The sequence below is a fragment of the Gilliamella sp. N-G2 genome, assembly GCF_002142215.1.
GTDB lineage: Bacteria > Pseudomonadota > Gammaproteobacteria > Enterobacterales > Orbaceae > Gilliamella.
On record NZ_NAST01000002.1, the window covers coordinates 67,291 to 87,986 of the forward strand.

At 33.2% G+C, this 20,696-nt stretch carries 18 protein-coding genes; 12 read left to right on the plus strand and 6 right to left on the minus strand.

Going from position 1 to position 20,696, the window contains the following annotated elements; all coding sequences use genetic code 11:
• Nucleotides 1-6: 6 nt before the first annotated feature.
• The 3 genes from alaS to recA form a co-directional block, all read right to left on the minus strand.
• Nucleotides 7-2,640, minus strand: coding sequence for an alanine--tRNA ligase (gene alaS, locus B6C99_RS01420; protein WP_086358197.1), 2,634 nt, complete (start codon nucleotides 2,638-2,640; stop codon nucleotides 7-9).
• Between the two features lie 194 nt (nucleotides 2,641-2,834).
• Nucleotides 2,835-3,350 (minus strand): regulatory protein RecX, encoded by a 516-nt coding sequence (locus tag B6C99_RS01425; protein WP_158092418.1) that lies wholly within the window; start codon nucleotides 3,348-3,350, stop codon nucleotides 2,835-2,837.
• The gene (gene recA, locus B6C99_RS01430) at nucleotides 3,334-4,380 is read right to left on the minus strand and encodes a recombinase RecA (RefSeq protein WP_086358199.1); all 1,047 of its coding nucleotides are present in this window, start codon (nucleotides 4,378-4,380) and stop codon (nucleotides 3,334-3,336) included. Before recA ends, B6C99_RS01425 begins: the two co-directional genes overlap by 17 nt.
• 436 nt (nucleotides 4,381-4,816) lie before the next feature.
• Between recA and B6C99_RS01435 the strand changes: the two genes are divergently transcribed.
• From B6C99_RS01435 to B6C99_RS01445, 3 genes are read left to right on the plus strand one after another with little or no spacing between them, the layout of a single operon-like run.
• Complete coding sequence (locus B6C99_RS01435) at nucleotides 4,817-6,061, plus strand: PqiA/YebS family transporter subunit (RefSeq protein WP_158092419.1); 1,245 nt, start codon at nucleotides 4,817-4,819, stop codon at nucleotides 6,059-6,061.
• Nucleotides 6,062-6,076: 15 nt separating this feature from the next.
• Nucleotides 6,077-7,714 carry an intermembrane transport protein PqiB gene (gene pqiB / locus B6C99_RS01440; protein WP_086358201.1) on the plus strand — a complete coding sequence of 546 codons (1,638 nt, stop codon included), beginning with the start codon at nucleotides 6,077-6,079 and terminating at the stop codon, nucleotides 7,712-7,714.
• Nucleotides 7,714-8,298, plus strand: coding sequence for an ABC-type transport auxiliary lipoprotein family protein (locus B6C99_RS01445; protein ID WP_086358202.1), 585 nt, complete (start codon nucleotides 7,714-7,716; stop codon nucleotides 8,296-8,298). The genes pqiB and B6C99_RS01445 overlap by 1 nt, the downstream gene beginning before the upstream one ends.
• 61 nt (nucleotides 8,299-8,359) lie before the next feature.
• Here B6C99_RS01445 and pabB read toward each other — a convergent pair whose 3' ends face one another.
• Together pabB and B6C99_RS01455 are read right to left on the minus strand one after the other, a co-directional pair.
• A complete protein-coding gene (gene pabB, locus B6C99_RS01450) occupies nucleotides 8,360-10,099 on the minus strand; it encodes an aminodeoxychorismate synthase component I (RefSeq protein WP_158092420.1) in 1,740 nt (579 codons plus the stop codon).
• Nucleotide 10,100: 1 nt separating this feature from the next.
• Nucleotides 10,101-10,673, minus strand: coding sequence for an aminodeoxychorismate/anthranilate synthase component II (locus tag B6C99_RS01455; protein ID WP_086358204.1), 573 nt, complete (start codon nucleotides 10,671-10,673; stop codon nucleotides 10,101-10,103).
• Nucleotides 10,674-10,982: 309 nt separating this feature from the next.
• On the opposite strand from B6C99_RS01455, the gene manD reads away from it, so the two are divergent.
• The 5 genes from manD to yccX all read left to right on the plus strand — a co-directional run bounded on the left by manD (nucleotide 10,983) and on the right by yccX (nucleotide 16,318).
• Nucleotides 10,983-12,197, plus strand: coding sequence for a D-mannonate dehydratase ManD (manD, locus tag B6C99_RS01460; RefSeq protein ID WP_034902860.1), 1,215 nt, complete (start codon nucleotides 10,983-10,985; stop codon nucleotides 12,195-12,197).
• A gap of 24 nt (nucleotides 12,198-12,221) precedes the next feature.
• Nucleotides 12,222-13,556: an MFS transporter gene (locus B6C99_RS01465; RefSeq protein WP_081300034.1), complete on the plus strand. Its 1,335-nt coding sequence runs from the start codon at nucleotides 12,222-12,224 to the stop codon at nucleotides 13,554-13,556.
• A gap of 48 nt (nucleotides 13,557-13,604) precedes the next feature.
• Nucleotides 13,605-15,086 carry a mannitol dehydrogenase family protein gene (locus B6C99_RS01470; protein ID WP_086358205.1) on the plus strand — a complete coding sequence of 494 codons (1,482 nt, stop codon included), beginning with the start codon at nucleotides 13,605-13,607 and terminating at the stop codon, nucleotides 15,084-15,086.
• Between the two features lie 185 nt (nucleotides 15,087-15,271).
• Complete coding sequence (locus B6C99_RS01475; protein ID WP_086358206.1) at nucleotides 15,272-15,955, plus strand: GntR family transcriptional regulator; 684 nt, start codon at nucleotides 15,272-15,274, stop codon at nucleotides 15,953-15,955.
• Nucleotides 15,956-16,039: 84 nt separating this feature from the next.
• Nucleotides 16,040-16,318: an acylphosphatase gene (gene yccX / locus B6C99_RS01480; protein ID WP_086358207.1), complete on the plus strand. Its 279-nt coding sequence runs from the start codon at nucleotides 16,040-16,042 to the stop codon at nucleotides 16,316-16,318.
• Nucleotides 16,319-16,416: 98 nt separating this feature from the next.
• Here yccX and B6C99_RS01485 read toward each other — a convergent pair whose 3' ends face one another.
• Nucleotides 16,417-17,010, minus strand: a complete 594-nt coding sequence (locus B6C99_RS01485) for a CHAP domain-containing protein (RefSeq protein ID WP_086358208.1) — start codon at nucleotides 17,008-17,010, stop codon at nucleotides 16,417-16,419.
• A 398-nt stretch (nucleotides 17,011-17,408) separates the two neighbouring features.
• On the opposite strand from B6C99_RS01485, the gene lptC reads away from it, so the two are divergent.
• From lptC to B6C99_RS01505, 4 genes are read left to right on the plus strand one after another with little or no spacing between them, the layout of a single operon-like run.
• Nucleotides 17,409-17,975, plus strand: a complete 567-nt coding sequence (gene lptC, locus B6C99_RS01490; RefSeq protein WP_086358209.1) for an LPS export ABC transporter periplasmic protein LptC — start codon at nucleotides 17,409-17,411, stop codon at nucleotides 17,973-17,975.
• Between the two features lie 3 nt (nucleotides 17,976-17,978).
• A complete protein-coding gene (gene lptA, locus B6C99_RS01495) occupies nucleotides 17,979-18,533 on the plus strand; it encodes a lipopolysaccharide transport periplasmic protein LptA (protein ID WP_086358210.1) in 555 nt (184 codons plus the stop codon).
• Nucleotides 18,534-19,259, plus strand: coding sequence for an LPS export ABC transporter ATP-binding protein (gene lptB, locus B6C99_RS01500; protein WP_086358211.1), 726 nt, complete (start codon nucleotides 18,534-18,536; stop codon nucleotides 19,257-19,259).
• 6 nt (nucleotides 19,260-19,265) lie between these two features.
• A complete protein-coding gene (locus B6C99_RS01505) occupies nucleotides 19,266-20,681 on the plus strand; it encodes an RNA polymerase factor sigma-54 (protein ID WP_086358212.1) in 1,416 nt (471 codons plus the stop codon).
• Nucleotides 20,682-20,696: the final 15 nt, after the last annotated feature.

Genomic DNA, 20,696 nt, shown 5'->3' on the forward strand with positions numbered 1-20,696 from the left:
TTCTGGCTAACTTGCTTGTAATTTATTACTGATTTCCTTTTTTACAGAAGATAACGCTTCTGGTAACGCCGAAAGATCCATTCCACCTGCTTGAGCGAAATCAGGCCGCCCACCGCCTTTACCACCTACTTTTGATGCTAATTGAGATACTAATTCGCCAGCTTTAACAATGTTTAATAAATCATTGCTTACACCAGCTGCTAAATTAATTTTGCCATCATTGACAGCAGCCAAAATAATTACACAACTTTTTAATTGATTTTTCAGATCATCAATCATTGTACGTAACATTTTGGCTTCGACGTTATCGATTTTAGCAATTAGTAAGTTTTTATTATTAATTTTTTCACATTGATTAAGCAATTGCTCACTTTGTTGGCTAGCTTGTTCGGTTTTCAAGCGTTCAATTGCTTTCTCTAATGTTTTGGTTTGATCAAGTAGCTGTTCAATTCTTGATAAAACAGCTGATTTATCACTTTTAACCATGAATCCAATTTGGTTTAATAAATTGGATTCATGGTGGATATATTCCATCGCATTTTGACCTGATGTAGCTTCAATACGACGTACTCCTGATGCAATACTTGACTCAGAAATAATTTTAAATAAACCTATATCTCCAGTTCTATCAACATGGGTACCACCACAAAGCTCAATAGAGAAATCACCCATGGTTAATACTCTAACGATATCTTCGTATTTTTCACCAAATAGTGCCATGGCACCTCTATTTTTAGCCTCATCAATAGGCATTAATTCTATGTCTACCGGTAAGTTTCGTCGAATTTGCTGATTAACTAAATTTTCTATTTCGACAATTTGTTCTGGTGTTATGGCTTGATTATGTGAAAAGTCAAACCGAAGATAACTATCGTTAACTAAAGAACCTTTTTGATGTACATGGTTTCCTAAAATAGTTTGTAAAGCTGCTTGTAATAGATGTGTTGCTGAATGATTACGACGAATACGTTCGCGTATTTCTACATCAATTGCAGCGATTACTACATCTCCAACTTTTAATGCACCTTTGGTAGTTTTACCTATGTGACCAATACTTTTGCCGTATTTTTGGCTGTCAGTGACGTCAAATACTAAATCAGCAGAAGTTAGAACACCTTTATCACCAACTTGGCCACCAGACTCACCATAAAATGGCGTTTTATCTAGAATAACAACAGCTTCGTCACCCGCATTGATCGCCTCTACTTTATTGCCATTTTGGAAAATAGCAATTACTTTTCCTGAGGCTTCATTAGATTGATAACCTAAAAATTCAGTTTTATCATCAAGTTTAATCATATTGCTATAATCAACACTAAATGAACTGGATTCACGAGCTCGTTTTCGTTGTTCTTCCATGCATTGATTAAAACCATTTTCATCAATAGTGATATTCTTCTCACGGCAGACATCAGCGGTTAAATCTAATGGAAAGCCATAAGTATCATAAAGTTTAAACGCAATATCACCTGGTAATACGTTGTCAGTAATTCTACTTAACTCTTGATCAAGTAGAAATAGACCTCGTTCCAATGTTTTTAAGAACTGCTCTTCTTCAATCTTAAGCGTATCTTCAACTAATTTTTGGTTATTTGCTAATTCATTAGCGGCACTTCCCATTACTTCAATTAATGGTTTAACCAATTTATAGAAGAAAATATCTTTAGCTCCTAACATATGTCCATGACGCACTGCGCGACGAATAATGCGACGTAATACATAACCACGTCCTTCGTTTGAAGGTAAAACTCCGTCAGCAACTAAAAAAGCACAAGAACGAATATGGTCAGCAATAACTCTTAATGATTTACTTTCTAAATCTTTGGTTTGAATGATTTGAGCTGCATCTTTTATTAGTTTCTTAAACAGGTCAATATCATAGTTAGAATTGACGTGTTGTAAAACAGCCGCTATTCGTTCAAGCCCCATACCAGTATCAACTGATGGTTTAGGTAAAGGTTCCATTGTGCCATCAGGTAGGCGATTAAATTGCATAAAGACGAGGTTCCAAATTTCAATAAATCGATCCCCATCTTCCTGGGCACTTCCCGGAGGTCCGCCCCAAATATGATCACCATGGTCATAAAAAATTTCTGTGCAAGGTCCACAAGGCCCAGTGTCACCCATTTGCCAGAAATTATCAGAGGCATATGGGGCCCCTTTATTATCACCTATGCGGATAATACGTTCTTTCGGAATACCAACTTCATTTTCCCAAATCGCGAAAGCTTCATCGTCTGTTGCATAAACAGTAACCGTTAATCGATCTTTAGGAAGATTAAACCATTTTTCACTGGTTAATAGTTCCCAAGCAAAATGAATCGCATCACGTTTAAAATAGTCGCCAAAACTGAAATTACCTAACATTTCGAAAAAGGTATGATGCCGAGCAGTATAACCTACATTGTCAAGGTCATTGTGTTTTCCCCCAGCTCTTACACAACGTTGAGATGTTGTTGCTCTGGTATAAGATCGTTTATCAATACCAAGAAACACATCTTTAAACTGATTCATCCCCGCATTTGTAAATAAAAGTGTTGGATCATTGTGTGGAACAAGGGAACTACTGGCAACGATTTCGTGTCCTTTGCTATGGAAAAATTCAAGAAAACTTTGACGAATTTCTGCAGTGCTTTTCATTTATACTTCCATATTAAACGATAAATTTATAGACATAGTAATATACCCGTTACAACTTAAGTTGAAAAGTAAATATTCTTTATACAACGGTTTATCTAATTACTATTAAGTAATAAAGGAATAAATTTAAAAGATCTAGAGAGCTTTTTACATAATGGGTAATTTCTGAGTGATATTGTAGGGACTATAATTATTTAAGTCAATAAAGCATACACAGTTTTTACATCAAATTGTGTAAATCCTCTAGCAGTTAAAAATTGCATCACTTTTTGTTTTTGATAATTATTATTTAATTCAATAACTTTGAATTTTTTTAATAATTGTCGATATGCAATTTCAGACCAATTAATATCAGCTGCATGTAATAGCTCTTGACTAAGATCAGATGATAAACCTCGTTGCTTTAGTTCTAAACCAATTTTATATTTCCCATAACCTTTATTAGCACGTATAGCAATATATTTTTCAATATATTGTTTATCATCCATCCAACGTTGATTAGTACAATAGGCAATTACATCTGCTATTTCTGTTTTTAATTGGCTTAATCGTTCTGGAAAATCATCTTCTGAACAGATTATTTTTTTGCTGAAAAACAAAGTTAGTTTTCTGATAAGCTCACATGATGAATGATCACGCTGTGCAAGTAATTGCACAGCTTTATTTAAAATTAATTTATTTAGTTTTTTTCCATTACTCAAAGCTTTCATCGTCTGCCGAAACCTCTTCATCATCAGCAGCAAAAATAGTAGGACTATTTAATAATAACTCACGTAATTTAGTTTCAAGTTCTTTTGCAATTTCAGGATGCTCTTGCAAAAACTTTATTGAATTTGCTTTACCTTGACCTATTTTTTCACCATTGTAGCTATACCATGCTCCTGCTTTATCGACTAATTTATTTTTAACACCTAAATCGATCAATTCGCCTTCTTTAGAAATACCACATCCATAAAGAATCTGGAATTCAGCTTGTCTAAATGGCGCGGCTACTTTATTTTTAACAACTTTTACACGTGTATCACTACCAATAACATCTTCGCCTTCTTTTACTGCTCCAATCCGGCGAATATCTAAACGAACAGATGCATAGAATTTTAAGGCATTACCGCCGGTTGTTGTTTCTGGGTTACCAAACATTACACCAATTTTCATACGAATCTGGTTAATGAAAACAACAAGGCAATTTGCATTTTTGATATTAGCGGTTAATTTACGTAATGCTTGAGACATTAAACGCGCTTGTAATCCCATGTGCGAATCACCCATTTCACCTTCAATTTCTGCTTTTGGCGTTAATGCTGCAACTGAATCGACAATAATCACATCAACTGCACCTGAACGAACCAATGCATCACAAATTTCAAGCGCTTGTTCACCAGTATCAGGTTGAGACACTAATAAATCATCTACTTGAACACCTAACTTAGCTGCATAGATTGGATCTAAAGCATGTTCAGCATCGATAAATGCACAGGTTTTACCTTCTTTTTGGGCTTGTGCAATAACTGATAATGTTAATGTTGTTTTACCTGATGACTCTGGTCCAAAGATTTCAACAATTCTTCCCATTGGTAAGCCACCGATACCTAATGCAATATCTAACCCTAAAGAACCTGTTGAAACTGCATCCACATCAAGCGTTTGGGTATCGCCTAAACGCATTATTGAACCTTTACCAAATTGTTTTTCAATTTGGCTTAATGCTGCAGAAAGTGCACGTTGTTTGTTTTCATTCATATAATTAAATTCCAATAAGTAAGAATATGAGATACATTATACTGTATTGTTATACAGTATCAAGTTTTTTTTATAAACAATATTAAATTTATTAATTATGTGAAATTATTCACAAATTTTATTAATATTTATTAATAAATCATCTCCCTAAAGAAATTAAAAATTACCATAGTAGTTATTTAGAATAACAATCTTGATATCGTCATTTAGAAAATTGTAATAATTAAATTATGCTAATTTAATTAGGTTATACTTTCATAAAAAAGAAGCATTTGGTATGATTATTACTAAAAAACTTTTGGCCCTTATTGATGTATTAAATTAATTACCTCATAACATAATCGTTTAAAAAATATTGGCAATTTTTTATACCTAAACGTTATGCTAATCAAAAACATCTTTACAAATTAATACAACTATCAAATAAAGGAAAATGATGACTGTTGATAATCAAGATTATGTATTGTGTTCCCATTGTGATTTGGTTATCGAATTAACAGATGTTGCAGTTGGCCATAAAGCAACTTGTCCTCGCTGTAGTACGACATTGTTTAAAAATCAGAACAATATGAAGTTTCGTGCGGCAATGTATGCATTTTGTTCATTAATTATGCTTATTGTTGCTTGTGGTTTTATATTTATTGATATTAATTTAGTTGGTAATATTAATGGTGTAAGTGTTTTGGATATACCTAAAACACTTTTTTTTGATAAATATAGCTATATTTCCGCACTGTTTGTTCTATTTGTGCTCGTTTTTCCATTACTCAATTTATCTATTATTGTATTGCTTTGCTCCAAAATAAAACTGACTAAATATCGAAAAAGAGATCTACTGATTGTTTATGAAAAAATCCAACATTGGTGTATGCCCGAAATATTTTTAACTGGAATTTTAGTTAGCTTTGTTAAACTAATGAGTTATGGCAGTATTGGTGTCACAGGTACGTTTTGGGCATTTTGTCTGTTTGTATTCTTTTATATTAAAGCATTAGTAATATTTACACCAGGAAAAATATGGAATGAAATCCACCGTAATAATTTTACCTTAAAACCGTTACAAGTGGGTAAAACAGGAATTTATCAAAATATAAAATTGTGTAATTGTTGTCATGCAATGGTTCCTACTGAGTATGCTAAATGCCCAAGATGTAAACAAAAAAGCCAACTTAGAGGAAGGGATAAAATACAGTGGACGATTGCACTATTAGTCACTTCACTGATTATTTATATACCCGCTAATTTATTTGGCATCATGATTACTGAAGTATTTGGGTCACCTTCAAGTTCGACGATTATGGATGGCGTTATTTATATGTGGCAAGCTGGTGATGTACCGGTAGCGTTAATTATTTTTGCTGCTAGCGTGGTTATCCCCATTTTAAAAATTATTTCACTTAGTTTGCTCTGTTATTTTGCTTTGGCAGTTAAGCATAAGAAAAAACGTAATTGTCTAAAAATGAAGAAATTATATAATGCTGTTGAATTTATTGGTAAATGGTCAATGATTGATATCTTTGTGGTTTCGGTCGTGTGTTCTTTAGTAAGAAATCAACAGATGATGGGCGTATATCCTGATATAGGGGTAAGTTTTTTTGCTACTGTTGTTATCATTACAATGATTGCATCCCAAAAATTTGATCCACGTTTGCTATGGGATCGAATACCAACTAGAAAATAAAATAATAGGAATAATATGGCAAGCTCAAGTAAGTTAGCAAAAATAATTAAAATTAGAGCAATTTCAGCAATATGGATTATTCCCATAGTTACCGCAATTGTTGGTTTATGGATTATCTATGCTCATTTTGCTGATCGAGGTACTTCTTTTACTTTATTAGCTAAAGATGCAAGTGGTATTGTGGCCGGTAAAACAGTGATAAAAAATCGTAGTGTTGATGTCGGTATTGTTGATGAAGTGACATTATCTGATGATTACAAACAAGTCGTAATTAAAGGTAGAATTTATAACGATATGAATCCACTATTGAAAAATGATTCGATATTTTGGGTAGTTAAACCTGAAATTGGTCGTGATGGTGTAACAGGGTTAGGTACTATTTTATCCGGTGTTTATATTGAGCTTGTTTCCGGTAATGATACTCATAGCTTTAAAAACAATCCATTTGTGCTGTCTGATACACCTCCATTATCCGATCCAAGCATAAAAGGAATTCGTTTAAATTTAGATAGCGATCAAAGCGGTGTTGTGCCCCGTGGCGCTAAAGTAATGTTTCGCGGCTATCATGTCGGTAATGTTGAGACATCCGAATTTGATGTTGAAGCACGAAAAATGAAGTATCAAATTTTCATTACCACGCCTTATGATGCATTAGTAACTGAAAATGTACGTTTTTGGAAAGAGGGAGGGATAAATTTAACGCTATCTTCTCGTGGTGCCAGCTTAGATGTGCCTTCTTTAGATGTTCTAATGTCAGGCGGTATCAGCTTTGATTTACCTGATGGCGCTAAATTGGGACAACCTGCTAAACAACATGATGTATATAAGTTATATGAAGATAGAAAATCAATTCAAGATTCCCAATATACCGATTATAAGGAATTTATTATCATGCTTAATGATTCAATCTCTGGCTTAACCGAAGGTGCGCCAGTTGAATATCATGGCATAAGACTCGGTACAGTAAGTAAAGTGCCGTTTTATACCACAGAAATGTTGCAAGAAAGATCAATCCTTAATCAAAGAGTACCGATACTAATCAAAATCGAACCTGACAGATTAGCTGAATTGGTAGAAGATAAGATAGATATTGCTAATTTAATTATAAATGAGCAAAAAAATGGTTTGCGAGCATCATTAAAGACTTCAAATATGTTTACGGGGGCGCTCTATATTGATTTAGATTTTTATCCAGAGTTAAAAGACAAATATGATACTAAATTGGCTAAACAATATGGGTACGATACGATTGAATCTACATCAACTGGATTTGCGCAAATTCAAGCAAAAATACTGCAATTATTAGATAATTTTAATAGTTTACCTGTTAACAATACTATGGAGCAATTTAATAAATCCTTAGAATCGAGTCAACGCTTAATGAATACCATAAATCAAATTATGGCAAGTAAAGAGATGCAAAATATGCCAAAAGATTTACAAAGAGCTATGCGTTCATTAAATGAAGCGATGAAAGGAATACAACCAGGTTCACAACTTAATACACAAATGAATGAAAGTTTACAGAAAATTCAGCAAATGATGGATGAATTAACTCCTTTACTTCATACGCTAAATAATAAAAGTAACGCATTGATCTTCTCTTCACCAAACAAAAAAGATGAAGAACCAAAAGCCAGAGGAAATAAATAATGTTCAAATCGATTCGATGTTTTAAAATTACACTATTGATAGCATTATTAGCGGTAATGGTGGGTTGTTCATCAAATACCGAAAGAAAAAATTATTTTCAATTAACGAGTAATTTAGTTAATGTTGATTCAGTGACGAATCACTCGACCAATAAGTTTATTTGGATTGAGTCTATTGAAGTAGCCAGTTTTTTAAATAAATCAGGTATTGTTTTACAAACACAAGATATAAAATATGTCACAGCAACCAATAATTTATGGGCATCGACACTGTCTCAACAATTTTCAGATCGATTAGCGCAGGATCTAACCCAACTTTTACCTAATTATTTAGTTTCAACCAAATCTATTACTACACCTACCTTAACAATTAAGCTTTTTATTGATGGTTTCCATGGTAGTTATAATGGAGATGCAGTGATAAAAGGACGCTGGGTAGTGACAGATAATAAAGGACAAATTAGGACTAAATTTATTGATCGTCATGTGCCATTGGCAAAAAATGGGTATGACGCACTGGTAAAAGCCTTATCGCAAGGTTGGCAAGATGAAGAATTTGAATTTGCAAATTCAATCAAATATTAGTTATTGTTTAACATTCCGCCTATATAATGGCGGAATGTCATCGGTAGTTGATTTCAAATTATCATAACTGTTTTTTCAATTCACTAAATACCTGCTCATCAATCTCAATCCAACCACGAACACTATTAATAAATGCTATTTTGTCGGCCAGTAAAATATCTTTTTTGTTAATCGTTTTCTCAATTAATTTATGCTGATTTAAATAATGTTGTCGCATTGTGCCAGCTAATAATCCTGATGTAATGGCAGGCGTTATCCATTCATCATTAATTAATAAAGCGATATTACCATTAACAAACTCGGTTATTTCATCATTTTGATTATAATTGATAAATTCTTGACCAATTGTCAATTGAGGAAAATGTTGCCGATTGTTTGTTTTATGATAGAGAAAAACATTGTGTTTATCGACACATTTAGGCGCAAAAGCTATATTATCAATCACCATTGAGGTGGTAAGCAAATCTATGCTTATTTCTGATTGTCCAGATTTTGATTGCAAAAGTCTGACTTTATATTTTCCTAATGGATATTTTTTGGCTAGCTTCGTTAATGTCAGTTTGATTGTTTGAATATCACATGTAAAATCAAAATATTGCGTTGAGTCATTCAATCTGTCCAAATGTGCATTAAGTAAAAAAAACTCTCCATTTTCTAGCAATAAGGTTTCAATAATATATTCAGGCATAGATAAAGTTCTATGCAAAATAGCTGTTTTCGCTAAGACTTCATTATATTCATCATTGGCGTTGGAATCCCAGGTAATACCTCCGCCAACACCATAATTTAACTGTTGATTATTAATGGTTAAGGTACGTATTGGAATATTAAATATCGCCTTTTTCATAAAAGGCTCAATATAACCAATTGAGCCACAATATACGCCACGAGCTGAATTCTCAATATTACTAATAATTTGCATGGTACTTGCTTTAGGCGCTCCAGTGATTGAGCCACATGGGAACAGTGCTTGCAAAAGTTGATACAAGTTAATATTATCTTTTAATATTCCTTGAATAGTCGAGGTTAGTTGCCATACCGTTGGATATTTTTCTGCGGTAAATAAATGTGGAACGGTTACCGAACCAGGTTCTGAAATTTTGCTTAAATCATTACGCAGTAAATCAACAATCATCATATTTTCAGCAAGATTTTTTTCTGATTTCAACAACTTTATTTGTTGTTTATCTTGTTGTGTCGTCAACCCTCGTGCGGTAGTACCTTTCATTGGTTTCGTTGTAATAGTTTTATCTTCTAATTTAAAAAATAGCTCAGGGGATATAGACAAAATATGATAATTTTCAAATTCTATATAGGTACAATAATTGGCAAGATTATTTTTTTGTAGAAAGTGATAATAATCTAAAGGATTGCCATTAAATGGTGAACTGAATTGGATGGTATAATTGGTTTGGTAAGTATTACCTAATTCAATTTGCGAACGAATAAAGTCAATTTTTTGCTGATATTCGTTAATATCAGTATCACAAGATAACTTTAAAGATAATGGTGAAAAGTGAACTGAATCTGGAATCTGCTCACTTGTATACTTATCAAAAATACCAAATAAAAGTAATGGTAAATCATGATTTGAATTTTTTATAATTTTGGTTTTATTGCTTTCACTAAATCCCATAGCACTTTCATAAGCAAGATAACCACAAGCGTAATAACCTTTATTCGTGAAGTTTTCTATCTCATCAATGAGCTTTTTAATAGATCTATAATCGTTTGGTTTTATAATTTTGATTGGATCACGAAAACATTTACGTTCACCTTCAAAATCGATATAAATTTTCATTTTAATTACCATTAACAAAGTTGCTAATTATTTTTAAACCAAATTCTGTCTTAATTGCCTCAGGGTGAAATTGTACCGATTCAATTGGCAGTTTTTTATGGCGTAATCCCATAATTAATCCTTGCCTATTTTTAGCGGTGACTATTAAAGGTGATTCATTTGATGGCAAATTAGTTTGGGCAATTAGAGAATGATACCTTACTACAGATAGTGGATTTTTAATCCCGACAAATAAGCCTTGTTCATCATGAGTAATTTCATCAATTTTACCATGTATTGGTACTGGTGCTTTAACAATGCTATAACCAAAATATTGTGCAATTGCTTGATGACCTAAACAAATGCCAAGGATTGGGCAGTGATTAGCAAAACAATTGATCGCCGATAATGATATTCCGGCATTATCGGGTGTTCCTGGCCCCGGAGAAATGACCATTTTGGAAAACGATAATTGTTTTAATTCATCAATAGATTTTTCATCATTTTTGATGACCATAACTTCGGCTCCCACACGGCAAAGGTAATCATAGATATTAAAAGTAAAAGAATCGTAATTATCAATTAGAAGAATCAAAATAGTACCCAATGCTTAATAATTATAAAAAAGGAGGTTTTAATGAGTGACTGGCGATTCTATTATAAAAAGCGGTGCTATATAAAGTAATTAATTACTTATTAAAAAACTATCTAATACTATATTAGACATTTAAAAACCCTGTTCCTTAAAAATTTTCAAAAAAAATTGAGGAACGGGGTTTTTTATTACTTATTTCTCATAAATTTAATAATTATGTGATCAATATCACATAATTATTCTAATCTACTTGTATGGTAGTATTGTTTAGATTAAAGTTTGTTCGTTAATCATTTTTAGAGGTATTAAATGAAAATCGTAAAAGCGGAAGTTTTTGTGTGTAGTCCAGGAAGGAACTTTGTAACATTAAAAATCACTACAGATTCAGGGGTATATGGAGTTGGTGATGCGACACTCAACGGACGAGAATTATCTGTCGCATCATATCTTAAAGATCATCTTTGCCCCCAATTAATCGGGCGAGATGCTAGTCAAATAGAAGATATCTTTCAATATTTTTATAAAGGTGCTTATTGGCGTCGTGGGCCGGTGACCATGTCGGCGATATCGGCCATTGATATGGCGTTATGGGATATCAAAGGCAAAGTCGCCAATATGCCACTTTATCAATTATTGGGTGGTGCTTCACGTACTGGTGTTATGGTTTATTGCCATACCACAGGTAAAGATATTGAAGAAGCGCTAGATGATTATGCTAAACATAAAGAGATGGGCTTCAAAGCCATTCGCGTTCAATGTGGTATTCCGGGAATGAAGACCACATACGGTCAAAGTAAAGGTAAAAACTTAGCTTACGAACCGGCTACTCGAGGTAACTATCCAGAAGAGCAATTTTGGGCAACTGACAAATATCTTGATTTCACACCAAAATTATTTGAGGCAGTAAGAAATAAATTTGGTTTTAATGAACATCTATTGCATGACATGCACCATCGTTTAACCCCAATTGAAGCAGCTCGATTTGGCAAAAGTATTGAAGACTATCGTCTATTTTGGATGGAAGATCCCACACCAGCAGAAAATCAAGAGTGCTTCCGTTTAATTCGTCAACATACCGTAACACCAATTGCTGTCGGTGAAGTATTCAATAGCATATGGGATTGTAAACAGTTAATTGAAGAACAACTGATTGATTATATTCGAACCACGATAACTCATGCTGGTGGTATTACACATATGCGCCGGATTGCTGATTTTGCGGCACTTTATCAAGTTAGAACTGGTTCGCATGGTCCATCTGATTTATCTCCAATTTGTCATGCAGCAGCTCTGCATTTTGATATGTGGGTACCTAACTTTGGTGTACAAGAATTTATGGGTTATTCCGAACAGATGTTAGAAGTTTTCTCTCCTAATTGGACCTTTAATGATGGTTATATGCATCCAAGTGACAAACCTGGATTAGGAATCGATTTTGATGAAAAACTTGCTGCAAAATATCCATACAATCCTGCTTATTTGCCAATTGCTCGTCTAGAAGATGGCACATTGTGGAATTGGTAACTAGAAATAATTAAGGAAATTAATATGTCAACTTTAGAAACAATAGAAGAAAAAGAAAAACGAAATATCATAAGACGTGTAGCTGTTGCATCATCAATTGGAACCGCTGCAGAATATTATGATTTTTTTGCATATGGGACTGCAGCGGTACTCTTTTTTGGTCAACTGTTTTTTCCTAGTAATGATCCTTTTATTAGTACTCTTGCTGCATTTGCTACTTATGCCGTAGGTTTTTTTGCAAGACCTATTGGTGGTATTGTTTTTGGTCATATGGGCGATAAAGTAGGAAGAAAAAAAGCGTTAGTCATTACTATTTTAATTGTTGGATTAGGAACATTCGTTATTGGTTTATTACCTACTTATGCATCAATTGGTTGGTGGGCACCTGTAATTCTAATTTTAATTAGAGTGTTGCAAGGATTTGGTGTCGGTGGTGAACAAGCTGGTGCTGTGTTGATGACAGCGGAATATTCTCCACCTAAAAAGCGCGGATTTTTCTCTAGTTGGGTACAAATAGGCGCACCACTTGGTTTTTTGTTACCTTCAGCACTTTTTGCTTTATTAACATCATTACTTTCGGAAGAACAAATGCTTGATTTTGGTTGGAGAATACCATTTTTATTAAGTTTACTTTTGGTAATATTGGGATTATTTATCCGATTACGTATTGACGAATCACCAGTTTTTGAAAAAATTAGACAAACTAAAGCTGTTGAATCTTCAATGCCACTTAAAGATGTTATGAAAAATTATCCGGGGATTGTTGCTAAAGGGGTTGGCGCAAAACTAATTGAAGCATGTTCATTTGCTATGTTTACAGTGATTGTTTTGGCCTATGTAAATGTAAATCAATTTAATAAAAGTTATGTATTAGATGCAATAATTGTTGCTGTAGTCATCGAGATTTTTACTATCCCATTAATGGGTGCTTTATCGGATAAATGGGGAAGAAAAAGAGTCTATATACTTGGCGCTCTTCTTCAAGTAATTTTTATTGTTCCATTTTTCTTAATGATCAATACCCAGAATTATATTTTAATTCAGTTGGCAATGATAATCGTTTTACCTATTGGGCATGCTATGTGTTATGCGCCACAAGCATCATTCTTCCCTGAATTATTCCCAACCGCAATTCGTTGTAGTGGTATTGCGTTGATATGGCAGGTTGGCTCATTAATTGGAAGTGGAATTTTAGGGCTTTGTGCGGTTAAGATTTTACAAATGTGTAGTGGACATTATTCTGGTTTAGCCTTATATGTTGGTACATTAGGTATTTTATCAGTTATTGGTATTGCGTTATTGCCAGAAACAGCACCTAATAAAATTAATAAAGAATACCAACAATGGGTTGGAAAATAAAACGACAAAATAATGATTATTTCAATTAATTATTAATCAGAGATTTTTATGAGATTATCAAATCAAACTTTATCACAACTACCTAAGGAGGTAGTTGTTCCAACTTATGATAGAAGCAAAATTAAAACCAAAATTGTTCATCTTGGTTTTGGTGCTTTTCATCGAGCTCATCAAGCAGTTTATACGGATATACTAGCTGCACAGCATGATAGCGATTGGGGATACTGTGAAGTTAACTTGATTGGTGGTGAAGCTCAAATCCAAGATTTAAAACAACAAGATTGTTTATTTAGTGTATGTGAAATGTCCTATGATAACTGGAATACTCGTGTTGTAGGCGTTGCAAAAGAAGCATTACATGCAGATATTGATGGAATACAAAAAGTCTTAGCTGTGATGACCCGTCCTGAAATTGCGATTGTGTCAATAACGGTAACCGAAAAAGGTTATTGTTATCTGCCATCGACAGCATCAATTGATACCAATAATCCATTAATTAGTCATGATATTGCCAATCCTCATGCACCTAAATCTGTTCCGGGTGTCATTGTTGAAGCGTTACGTTTACGTAAAGAACAGGGATTAAAACCATTTACGGTGATGTCTTGTGATAATATGCCTGAAAATGGACATGTTACACGTAATGTTGTTTTAGCATTGGCTAAACTGCGAGATCCTGATTTAGCCCAATGGATCGATGATAATGTGACGTTTCCATCTACAATGGTTGACCGAATCGTACCAGCCGCAACGCCAGAAACTATGGCAAAAATAAATAAACAACTAGGTGGTATTGATGATCCCGCCGGTATTGCCGGCGAACCATTTAGACAATGGGTTATTGAGGATAATTTTGTGGCAGGTCGCCCCCAATGGCAAAAAGCGGGTGCAGAATTAGTTAATGATGTATTGCCATATGAAGAAATGAAGTTACGCATGTTAAATGGTAGCCATTCATTTTTTGCATATTTAGGCTATCTAGCTGGTTATTTACATATTGATGAATGTATGCAGGATGCTAATTATGTTAAAGCTGCTAGGCATTTAATGCTAAATGAACAAGCAACGACGTTGCGAGTTAAAGATGTTGATCTACCTGCTTATGCTGATTCTCTACTTGATCGTTATCGAAATACTGGTTTAAAACATCGGACATGGCAAATTGCAATGGATGGGACATTGAAGTTACCTCAACGAATGCTTGATTCAATTCGTTATCACTTAGCTGATAATACTGCATTTGATTGTCTTGCTTTAGGTGTCGCAGCTTGGATGCGCTACGTTAGTGGGGTTGATGATGCGGGTAAAGCTATTGAAGTGAGTGATCCGTCAATTATGCAAATAACTGACCTTGTCGCACATAGTAACGATGATGAAAATAGAGTAAAAGCGTTATTGTCTTTAACTCATGTATTTGGGAGGGACTTGCCACATAATCAACTTTTTGTAAATAAGGTAAAAAATGCCTATCTGTCATTACGAGATTTAGGTGCTAAACAGACAGTTAAAAATTTAACTGAACTTTTTTAGCACTATAAATGCAACCAACAATAATTGATAATAACTAAGGTGTAATAGCTTATTTAAGTCATTACACCTTTTATAGTCATCATTCTAGTTATTTAATATATATAGTATTTTTTTAAAAAAACTTTTCTTATATTTAAAAATCACCTACTATTTATTGTAATTAATTGATTATATAAAAATGCTATATGTTTAAACTTATTGAATTAAATATTTCTGAACCGGTTAATCAGCAGGTTTATCGCGCATTAAGAAGGGCGATTATTACATGTCAGGTGTTACCGGGAGTTCTACTTTCTGAAAAAGAGATCTCAAGTCAATTCAATGTATCACGCCAACCAGTTCGTGAAGCATTTATCAAATTAGCCGAAGCAGGATTAGTTAAAATTCTGCCACAGCGAGGTACATTTGTAACAAAAATCTCCATTAAAAAAGTGATTGATGGACAATTTATTCGTGAAGCTGTTGAGTGTGCAATTATCAAACGGGTTGCGCAAGGAATAACCAGTGCTGATTTGGTATTATTGGATAAAAATCTTGCCGAACAAATAGATGCCAATAAGCGAAAAGATATTCGTTGTTTTTTGGAAAAAGATGACGAATTTCACCAAATTATAATGAATGTTATTGATTGTCCAATGGCTTGGGAAACGGTCGAAAATATCAAAGCAATGATGGACAGAGTTCGATATCTCACCTTAGAAGATATTTCTCCGCCACAAGATTTAGTCAAACAGCATGAAAAAATTATTGCTGCGCTGAAAAAACATGATCCGGAAATGGCGGCATTGGCGCTGCATGAACATTTATCTAATATTTTACAAACAATAAATATATTGTCACAACAACGTAATGATTGGTTTGTGGATTAGCTTAGGTAAATAATAAGGTTAAGTTAAGAAAAAATATTTATAAAGAGATTAATCACTAATAAATAATAATTGAGACTTTCTATTATGATACGACAAGTTAAAATTCGAGTGAGTGGTCGTGTACAGGGCGTTGGTTTTCGCTTCTTTACTTATCAAAAAGCGACCAAACTAGGTTTAGTTGGTTATGTTAAAAATTTAGATAATGGTGAAGTAGAAATAGTGGCACAAGGGGATAACATATCAATTGCTAAATTAATACAATGGTTTGAACAGGGCGGGCCAGTTTCAGCCCGTATAACAGAGATAAATGTTACAGAATTAATTCCTGAAAACCAATTAAATGCTTTTAATATCAAATATTAATTTTATACCTAATAAGGTATTTTATAATAATAGCCTATTGTTAAACATAGTTAACATTGATAGGTTTATTATTTATAAACCATTATTTAATTAATTGTTTAACGTTTACGCAAATAACCGAAAACACGATAACCTTCTATTTCCCATAATCCATCTTTATAAATTAACGGAAAAGTCACCCGACTGCTTGCGTTAGGTCCCGGATTTTGCTGAACAATTTCGATCTCACCGTCGCTAACTTTACTGATAATAGCAACATGGCCATATTGAGACCATCCCAGCACAATAATATCTTCTACTTTGGGTTTGGTCGTTGATCCATTATGGAACTGAAGTAAATTACGTCTGGTATTTATTTTACCGTCGGGAATGGAATCATCGAAAAAATCTTTTGCATGGCCATAACTATCTGGCATTTTATGATTGAAACGTTCGTAATAGTACCGTTTAATGAATTCAACACATTGATATTTAAGACCTAAATTATAACCATCTTTAGCTACATTGCGACTACTAACATGATTAATATTGCCATTATAGTAAACTTTAACTCCATTGAATTCGTCGACAACTGTGCCAATTTTACTCTCATTAACATTTAAATCAGCATATGCATAATGATAAAAACTAGCTAACTCCAGCATTAATAAAACAGTTAATAAATAGAGACTGTTTTTTAATCTAAATAACATATTGATTTCCTATTAATATTTTTAATCATTATTAATTGATTATACCTAATTTTCAGACTTAAATATTAAGAATAATAGAACCTTTTTACTAAAAAATGTATATATTAATTGTTATATCTGAACAATTAATTTTTCAATTAAAAAATAATATTTTATTTAAATTAAAAGAGCAGCTCATTGTTATGTATTCATTATTAAACACTGTAAATCGTATTTATTAAGATGTTTCAAGACCGTTATCTTGTTTATAAATTATTATCAGAATGTCATTCAACTTCTTGCAATGTCAGATATTAATTTTGTAAAAAATAAAGTAAAATAAGTTAATATTAAGATGATTTGTCATAATGATATGCCTGCGTTATTGATTAATCTTATTCAGGTAATTAACGTAAACTATGAATAAAAAAAATTTAATCTGTTTCTTGCTTCTTATTTTAATAGTTGGTGTTTATTATAGTTATCAAAATGATGATGACGTGTTGAGTACGCCATCAAATGCAAATCAGCCTGAAACGCCAATTTATCAAAGTGAAGATATGGTTACCAATGTCTATGATTTATCCGGTAATATAGTATATAAAATTGAATCGGGTAAAGTAGAGCATTTTGATAATAATGAAAATACTGATTTTGATTTACCTAATGTTACACTTTATGATCAGGATCATACCGCAACATGGCATATTCAAGCAAAACGAGCGACTTTGACAAAAGATAAACTAATTTACCTTTATCAAGATGTAACATTAACTAATTTAATAGCCGATTCTCAATTACAGCAAGTATTAACTGATGATGCAGTGGTTGATTTAACAACGCAACTAGTCACCTCTAAAGATCCAGTAAAAATCAAGGGAACTGGCTTTTTCTCAACAGGTGTGGGATTGGTTGGTAATTTGCGCGAAAAAACAGCAAATATACTTGAAAATGTAAAAACTTTTTATAATAGTGAGGCTCAATAAAAAATGAGATCAAAAAAACAGACATTTTTTCCATTATTTTTTATGCTATGTGCATCATTCACTTGTTTTGCTGATGAGACTAACGTAGATGCTTCATCCGCCTCAAAAGATCAAAAGATGTTTGTTGATAATAAGCCAATTACAGTTGATGCAGATAACCAACAAATTGATATTGATAAAAATATTATTATTTTTAGTGGTAATGTTCAGATTATTCAAGATGGTTTGACGATATGGGCAGATAAAGTTGTGATTACAGATATGCAAGATACAAGTAAACAAAAAATAACTGCATATGGTAAACCGGTAAAATATAAACAAATTCTTCCACAAAATAATAAAATTGTGACCGGTCATTCACAACAGGTTATCTATAATGTTAAAGAAAATAATATAGTATTACAAGGTAATGCAGAGTTATTTCAACAAGATAACCATATCAGTAGCTCAATTATTACTTATGATGTGAAAAAACAGCAAATAGTTGCACAACCAGGTAAAAAAGGCCGAGTGAAAAGTACTATCATTCCAAGTCAAGTAAAAGAGATGAATAAATAAATGGCAATTTTAAAAGCGGAAAATCTTGCTAAAGTTTATAAAAAAAGACGAGTTGTTGAAGATGTTAGTTTAACTGTAAACTCTGGTGAAATAGTAGGTTTACTTGGTCCTAACGGTGCTGGTAAAACAACTACTTTTTATATGGTGGTTGGTATTGTGACTTTAAATGCCGGAAAAATTTACCTTGATGATCATGATATCAGTATTTTGCCATTACATGAGAGAGCGCAAAAAGGAATAGGCTATTTGCCTCAAGAGGCGTCAATATTTAGAAAACTTTCTGTTATTGATAATATTATGGCTATTTTAGAAACTCGTAATGATATTGATAAAAATGAAAAGATTAATCGAGCAGAAGAGTTACTCGAAGAATTTCATATTACTCATATCCGAGACAATATTGGTCAATCATTATCCGGTGGCGAACGACGACGAGTTGAGATAGCTAGGGCGTTGGCTGCAAATCCTAAATTCATTTTACTTGATGAACCATTTGCTGGTGTAGATCCCATTTCGGTGATTGATATTAAAAATATTATTAAACACCTACGTGATCGTGGTTTAGGCGTACTGATTACCGATCATAATGTTCGTGAAACACTTGATGTTTGTGAACGAGCCTATATAGTGAATAAGGGACATTTAATTGCTGAAGGTACACCAGATAGTATATTAAATAATGAGTATGTTAAACGTGTTTATTTAGGACATGAATTTAGATTATAGATTATGATGAAACAAGGCTTACAACTGAAGGTTTCGCAACAGTTGTCAATGACGCCACAATTACAATTAGCTATTCGATTGTTGCAATTGTCGACTTTAGAATTACGTCAAGAAATTCAAGCTGTACTTGAAAACAATCCATTATTAGAGATTGCAGATCAGTATGATGAAATTAATGTTGAACAAGATGAACTAAACGAAAACATTGATACTCGTGAAGCATTGGATAGCCAAGAGATTCCCGAGGATATTCCGTTAGATGCCTCATTAGATGATATTTACACAGCTGGTACTCCTTCAGGAACTCACTCAGATTATCGTAATGATGAGTTACCAATCTATCAAGGTGAAACGCATGAAACATTGCATGATTACTTAAAATGGCAATTAGATTTAACACCATTTAGTGACATTGATCGTGCAATTGCTGTTTCGATTATTGAAGCTATTGATGATAGAGGTTATCTAACCGTTTCAACTGAAGAAATTCTAGAAGAACAAGGCAATAGTCAAATTGAACTTGATGAGGTTGAGGCTGTCTTAAAGCGAATTTGGCATTTTGATCCAATTGGAGTTGGAGCAAGATCGTTACAAGAATGTTTATCTATTCAAACTCAGCATTTAACTCCGCCGGTATTAGTTAAACAGATTATTGATAACTATTTAGATTTATTAGCAAATCATGATTATCGAACATTGAAAAAACGCTTAAATGCTACGGATGAACAGTTAAAAGAAGCCATTAATTTTATCCAGCATTTACAACCTTATCCTGGTGATTCGGTCAATACTTTACCTCCGGATTATGTTATTCCTGATCTTGTGGTAAAAAAGATTGATGGCAAATGGATTGCTGAATTAAATAACGATACTGTTCCGACTCTGCGTATTAATCAACAATATGCAGCAATGGAAAAAATTAGTAATGAAAGCGATAGCCAATATATTCGCGCACATTTGCAAGATGCAAATTGGTTTATTAAAAGCGTCGAAAATCGTAATGAGACACTATTAAAAGTCAGTCAATTTATTGTTGAGCACCAACAAGAATTTTTTGAAAATGGTGCTGAATATATGAAACCAATGATTTTGTCAGATGTCGCTATGGCGATTGATATGCATGAATCGACAATTTCACGCGTGACGACGCAAAAATATTTACAATGTCCCAGTGGTATATTTGAGTTGAAATTCTTCTTCTCTAGCCATGTTAATACTGAATCTGGTGGGGAAGCCTCGTCCACAGCCATTCGGGCATTAATTAAAAAATATATTTCAGAGGAAGATGCTAAAAAGCCTTTGAGTGATAGTAAACTTGTTTCAATCCTTGAAAATCAAGGAATTATTATTGCTCGTCGAACGGTTGCTAAATATCGTGAATCTTTATCGATACCTCCGTCAAATCAGCGAAAACAGCTTTAATAATTGGCTGTTTTC

Coding starts and splice junctions, on each gene's coding strand:
- alaS (WP_086358197.1), bottom strand. CDS start 2,640: ATGAAAAGCACTGCAGAAATTCGTCAAAGTTTTCTTGAATTTTTCCAT.
- B6C99_RS01425 (WP_158092418.1), bottom strand. CDS start 3,350: ATGAAAGCTTTGAGTAATGGAAAAAAACTAAATAAATTAATTTTAAAT.
- recA (WP_086358199.1), bottom strand. CDS start 4,380: ATGAATGAAAACAAACAACGTGCACTTTCTGCAGCATTAAGCCAAATT.
- B6C99_RS01435 (WP_158092419.1), top strand. CDS start 4,817: ATGACTGTTGATAATCAAGATTATGTATTGTGTTCCCATTGTGATTTG.
- pqiB (WP_086358201.1), top strand. CDS start 6,077: ATGGCAAGCTCAAGTAAGTTAGCAAAAATAATTAAAATTAGAGCAATT.
- B6C99_RS01445 (WP_086358202.1), top strand. CDS start 7,714: ATGTTCAAATCGATTCGATGTTTTAAAATTACACTATTGATAGCATTA.
- pabB (WP_158092420.1), bottom strand. CDS start 10,099: ATGAAAATTTATATCGATTTTGAAGGTGAACGTAAATGTTTTCGTGAT.
- manD (WP_034902860.1), top strand. CDS start 10,983: ATGAAAATCGTAAAAGCGGAAGTTTTTGTGTGTAGTCCAGGAAGGAAC.
- B6C99_RS01465 (WP_081300034.1), top strand. CDS start 12,222: ATGTCAACTTTAGAAACAATAGAAGAAAAAGAAAAACGAAATATCATA.
- B6C99_RS01470 (WP_086358205.1), top strand. CDS start 13,605: ATGAGATTATCAAATCAAACTTTATCACAACTACCTAAGGAGGTAGTT.
- B6C99_RS01475 (WP_086358206.1), top strand. CDS start 15,272: ATGTTTAAACTTATTGAATTAAATATTTCTGAACCGGTTAATCAGCAG.
- yccX (WP_086358207.1), top strand. CDS start 16,040: ATGATACGACAAGTTAAAATTCGAGTGAGTGGTCGTGTACAGGGCGTT.
- B6C99_RS01485 (WP_086358208.1), bottom strand. CDS start 17,010: ATGTTATTTAGATTAAAAAACAGTCTCTATTTATTAACTGTTTTATTA.
- lptC (WP_086358209.1), top strand. CDS start 17,409: ATGAATAAAAAAAATTTAATCTGTTTCTTGCTTCTTATTTTAATAGTT.
- lptA (WP_086358210.1), top strand. CDS start 17,979: ATGAGATCAAAAAAACAGACATTTTTTCCATTATTTTTTATGCTATGT.
- lptB (WP_086358211.1), top strand. CDS start 18,534: ATGGCAATTTTAAAAGCGGAAAATCTTGCTAAAGTTTATAAAAAAAGA.
- B6C99_RS01505 (WP_086358212.1), top strand. CDS start 19,266: ATGAAACAAGGCTTACAACTGAAGGTTTCGCAACAGTTGTCAATGACG.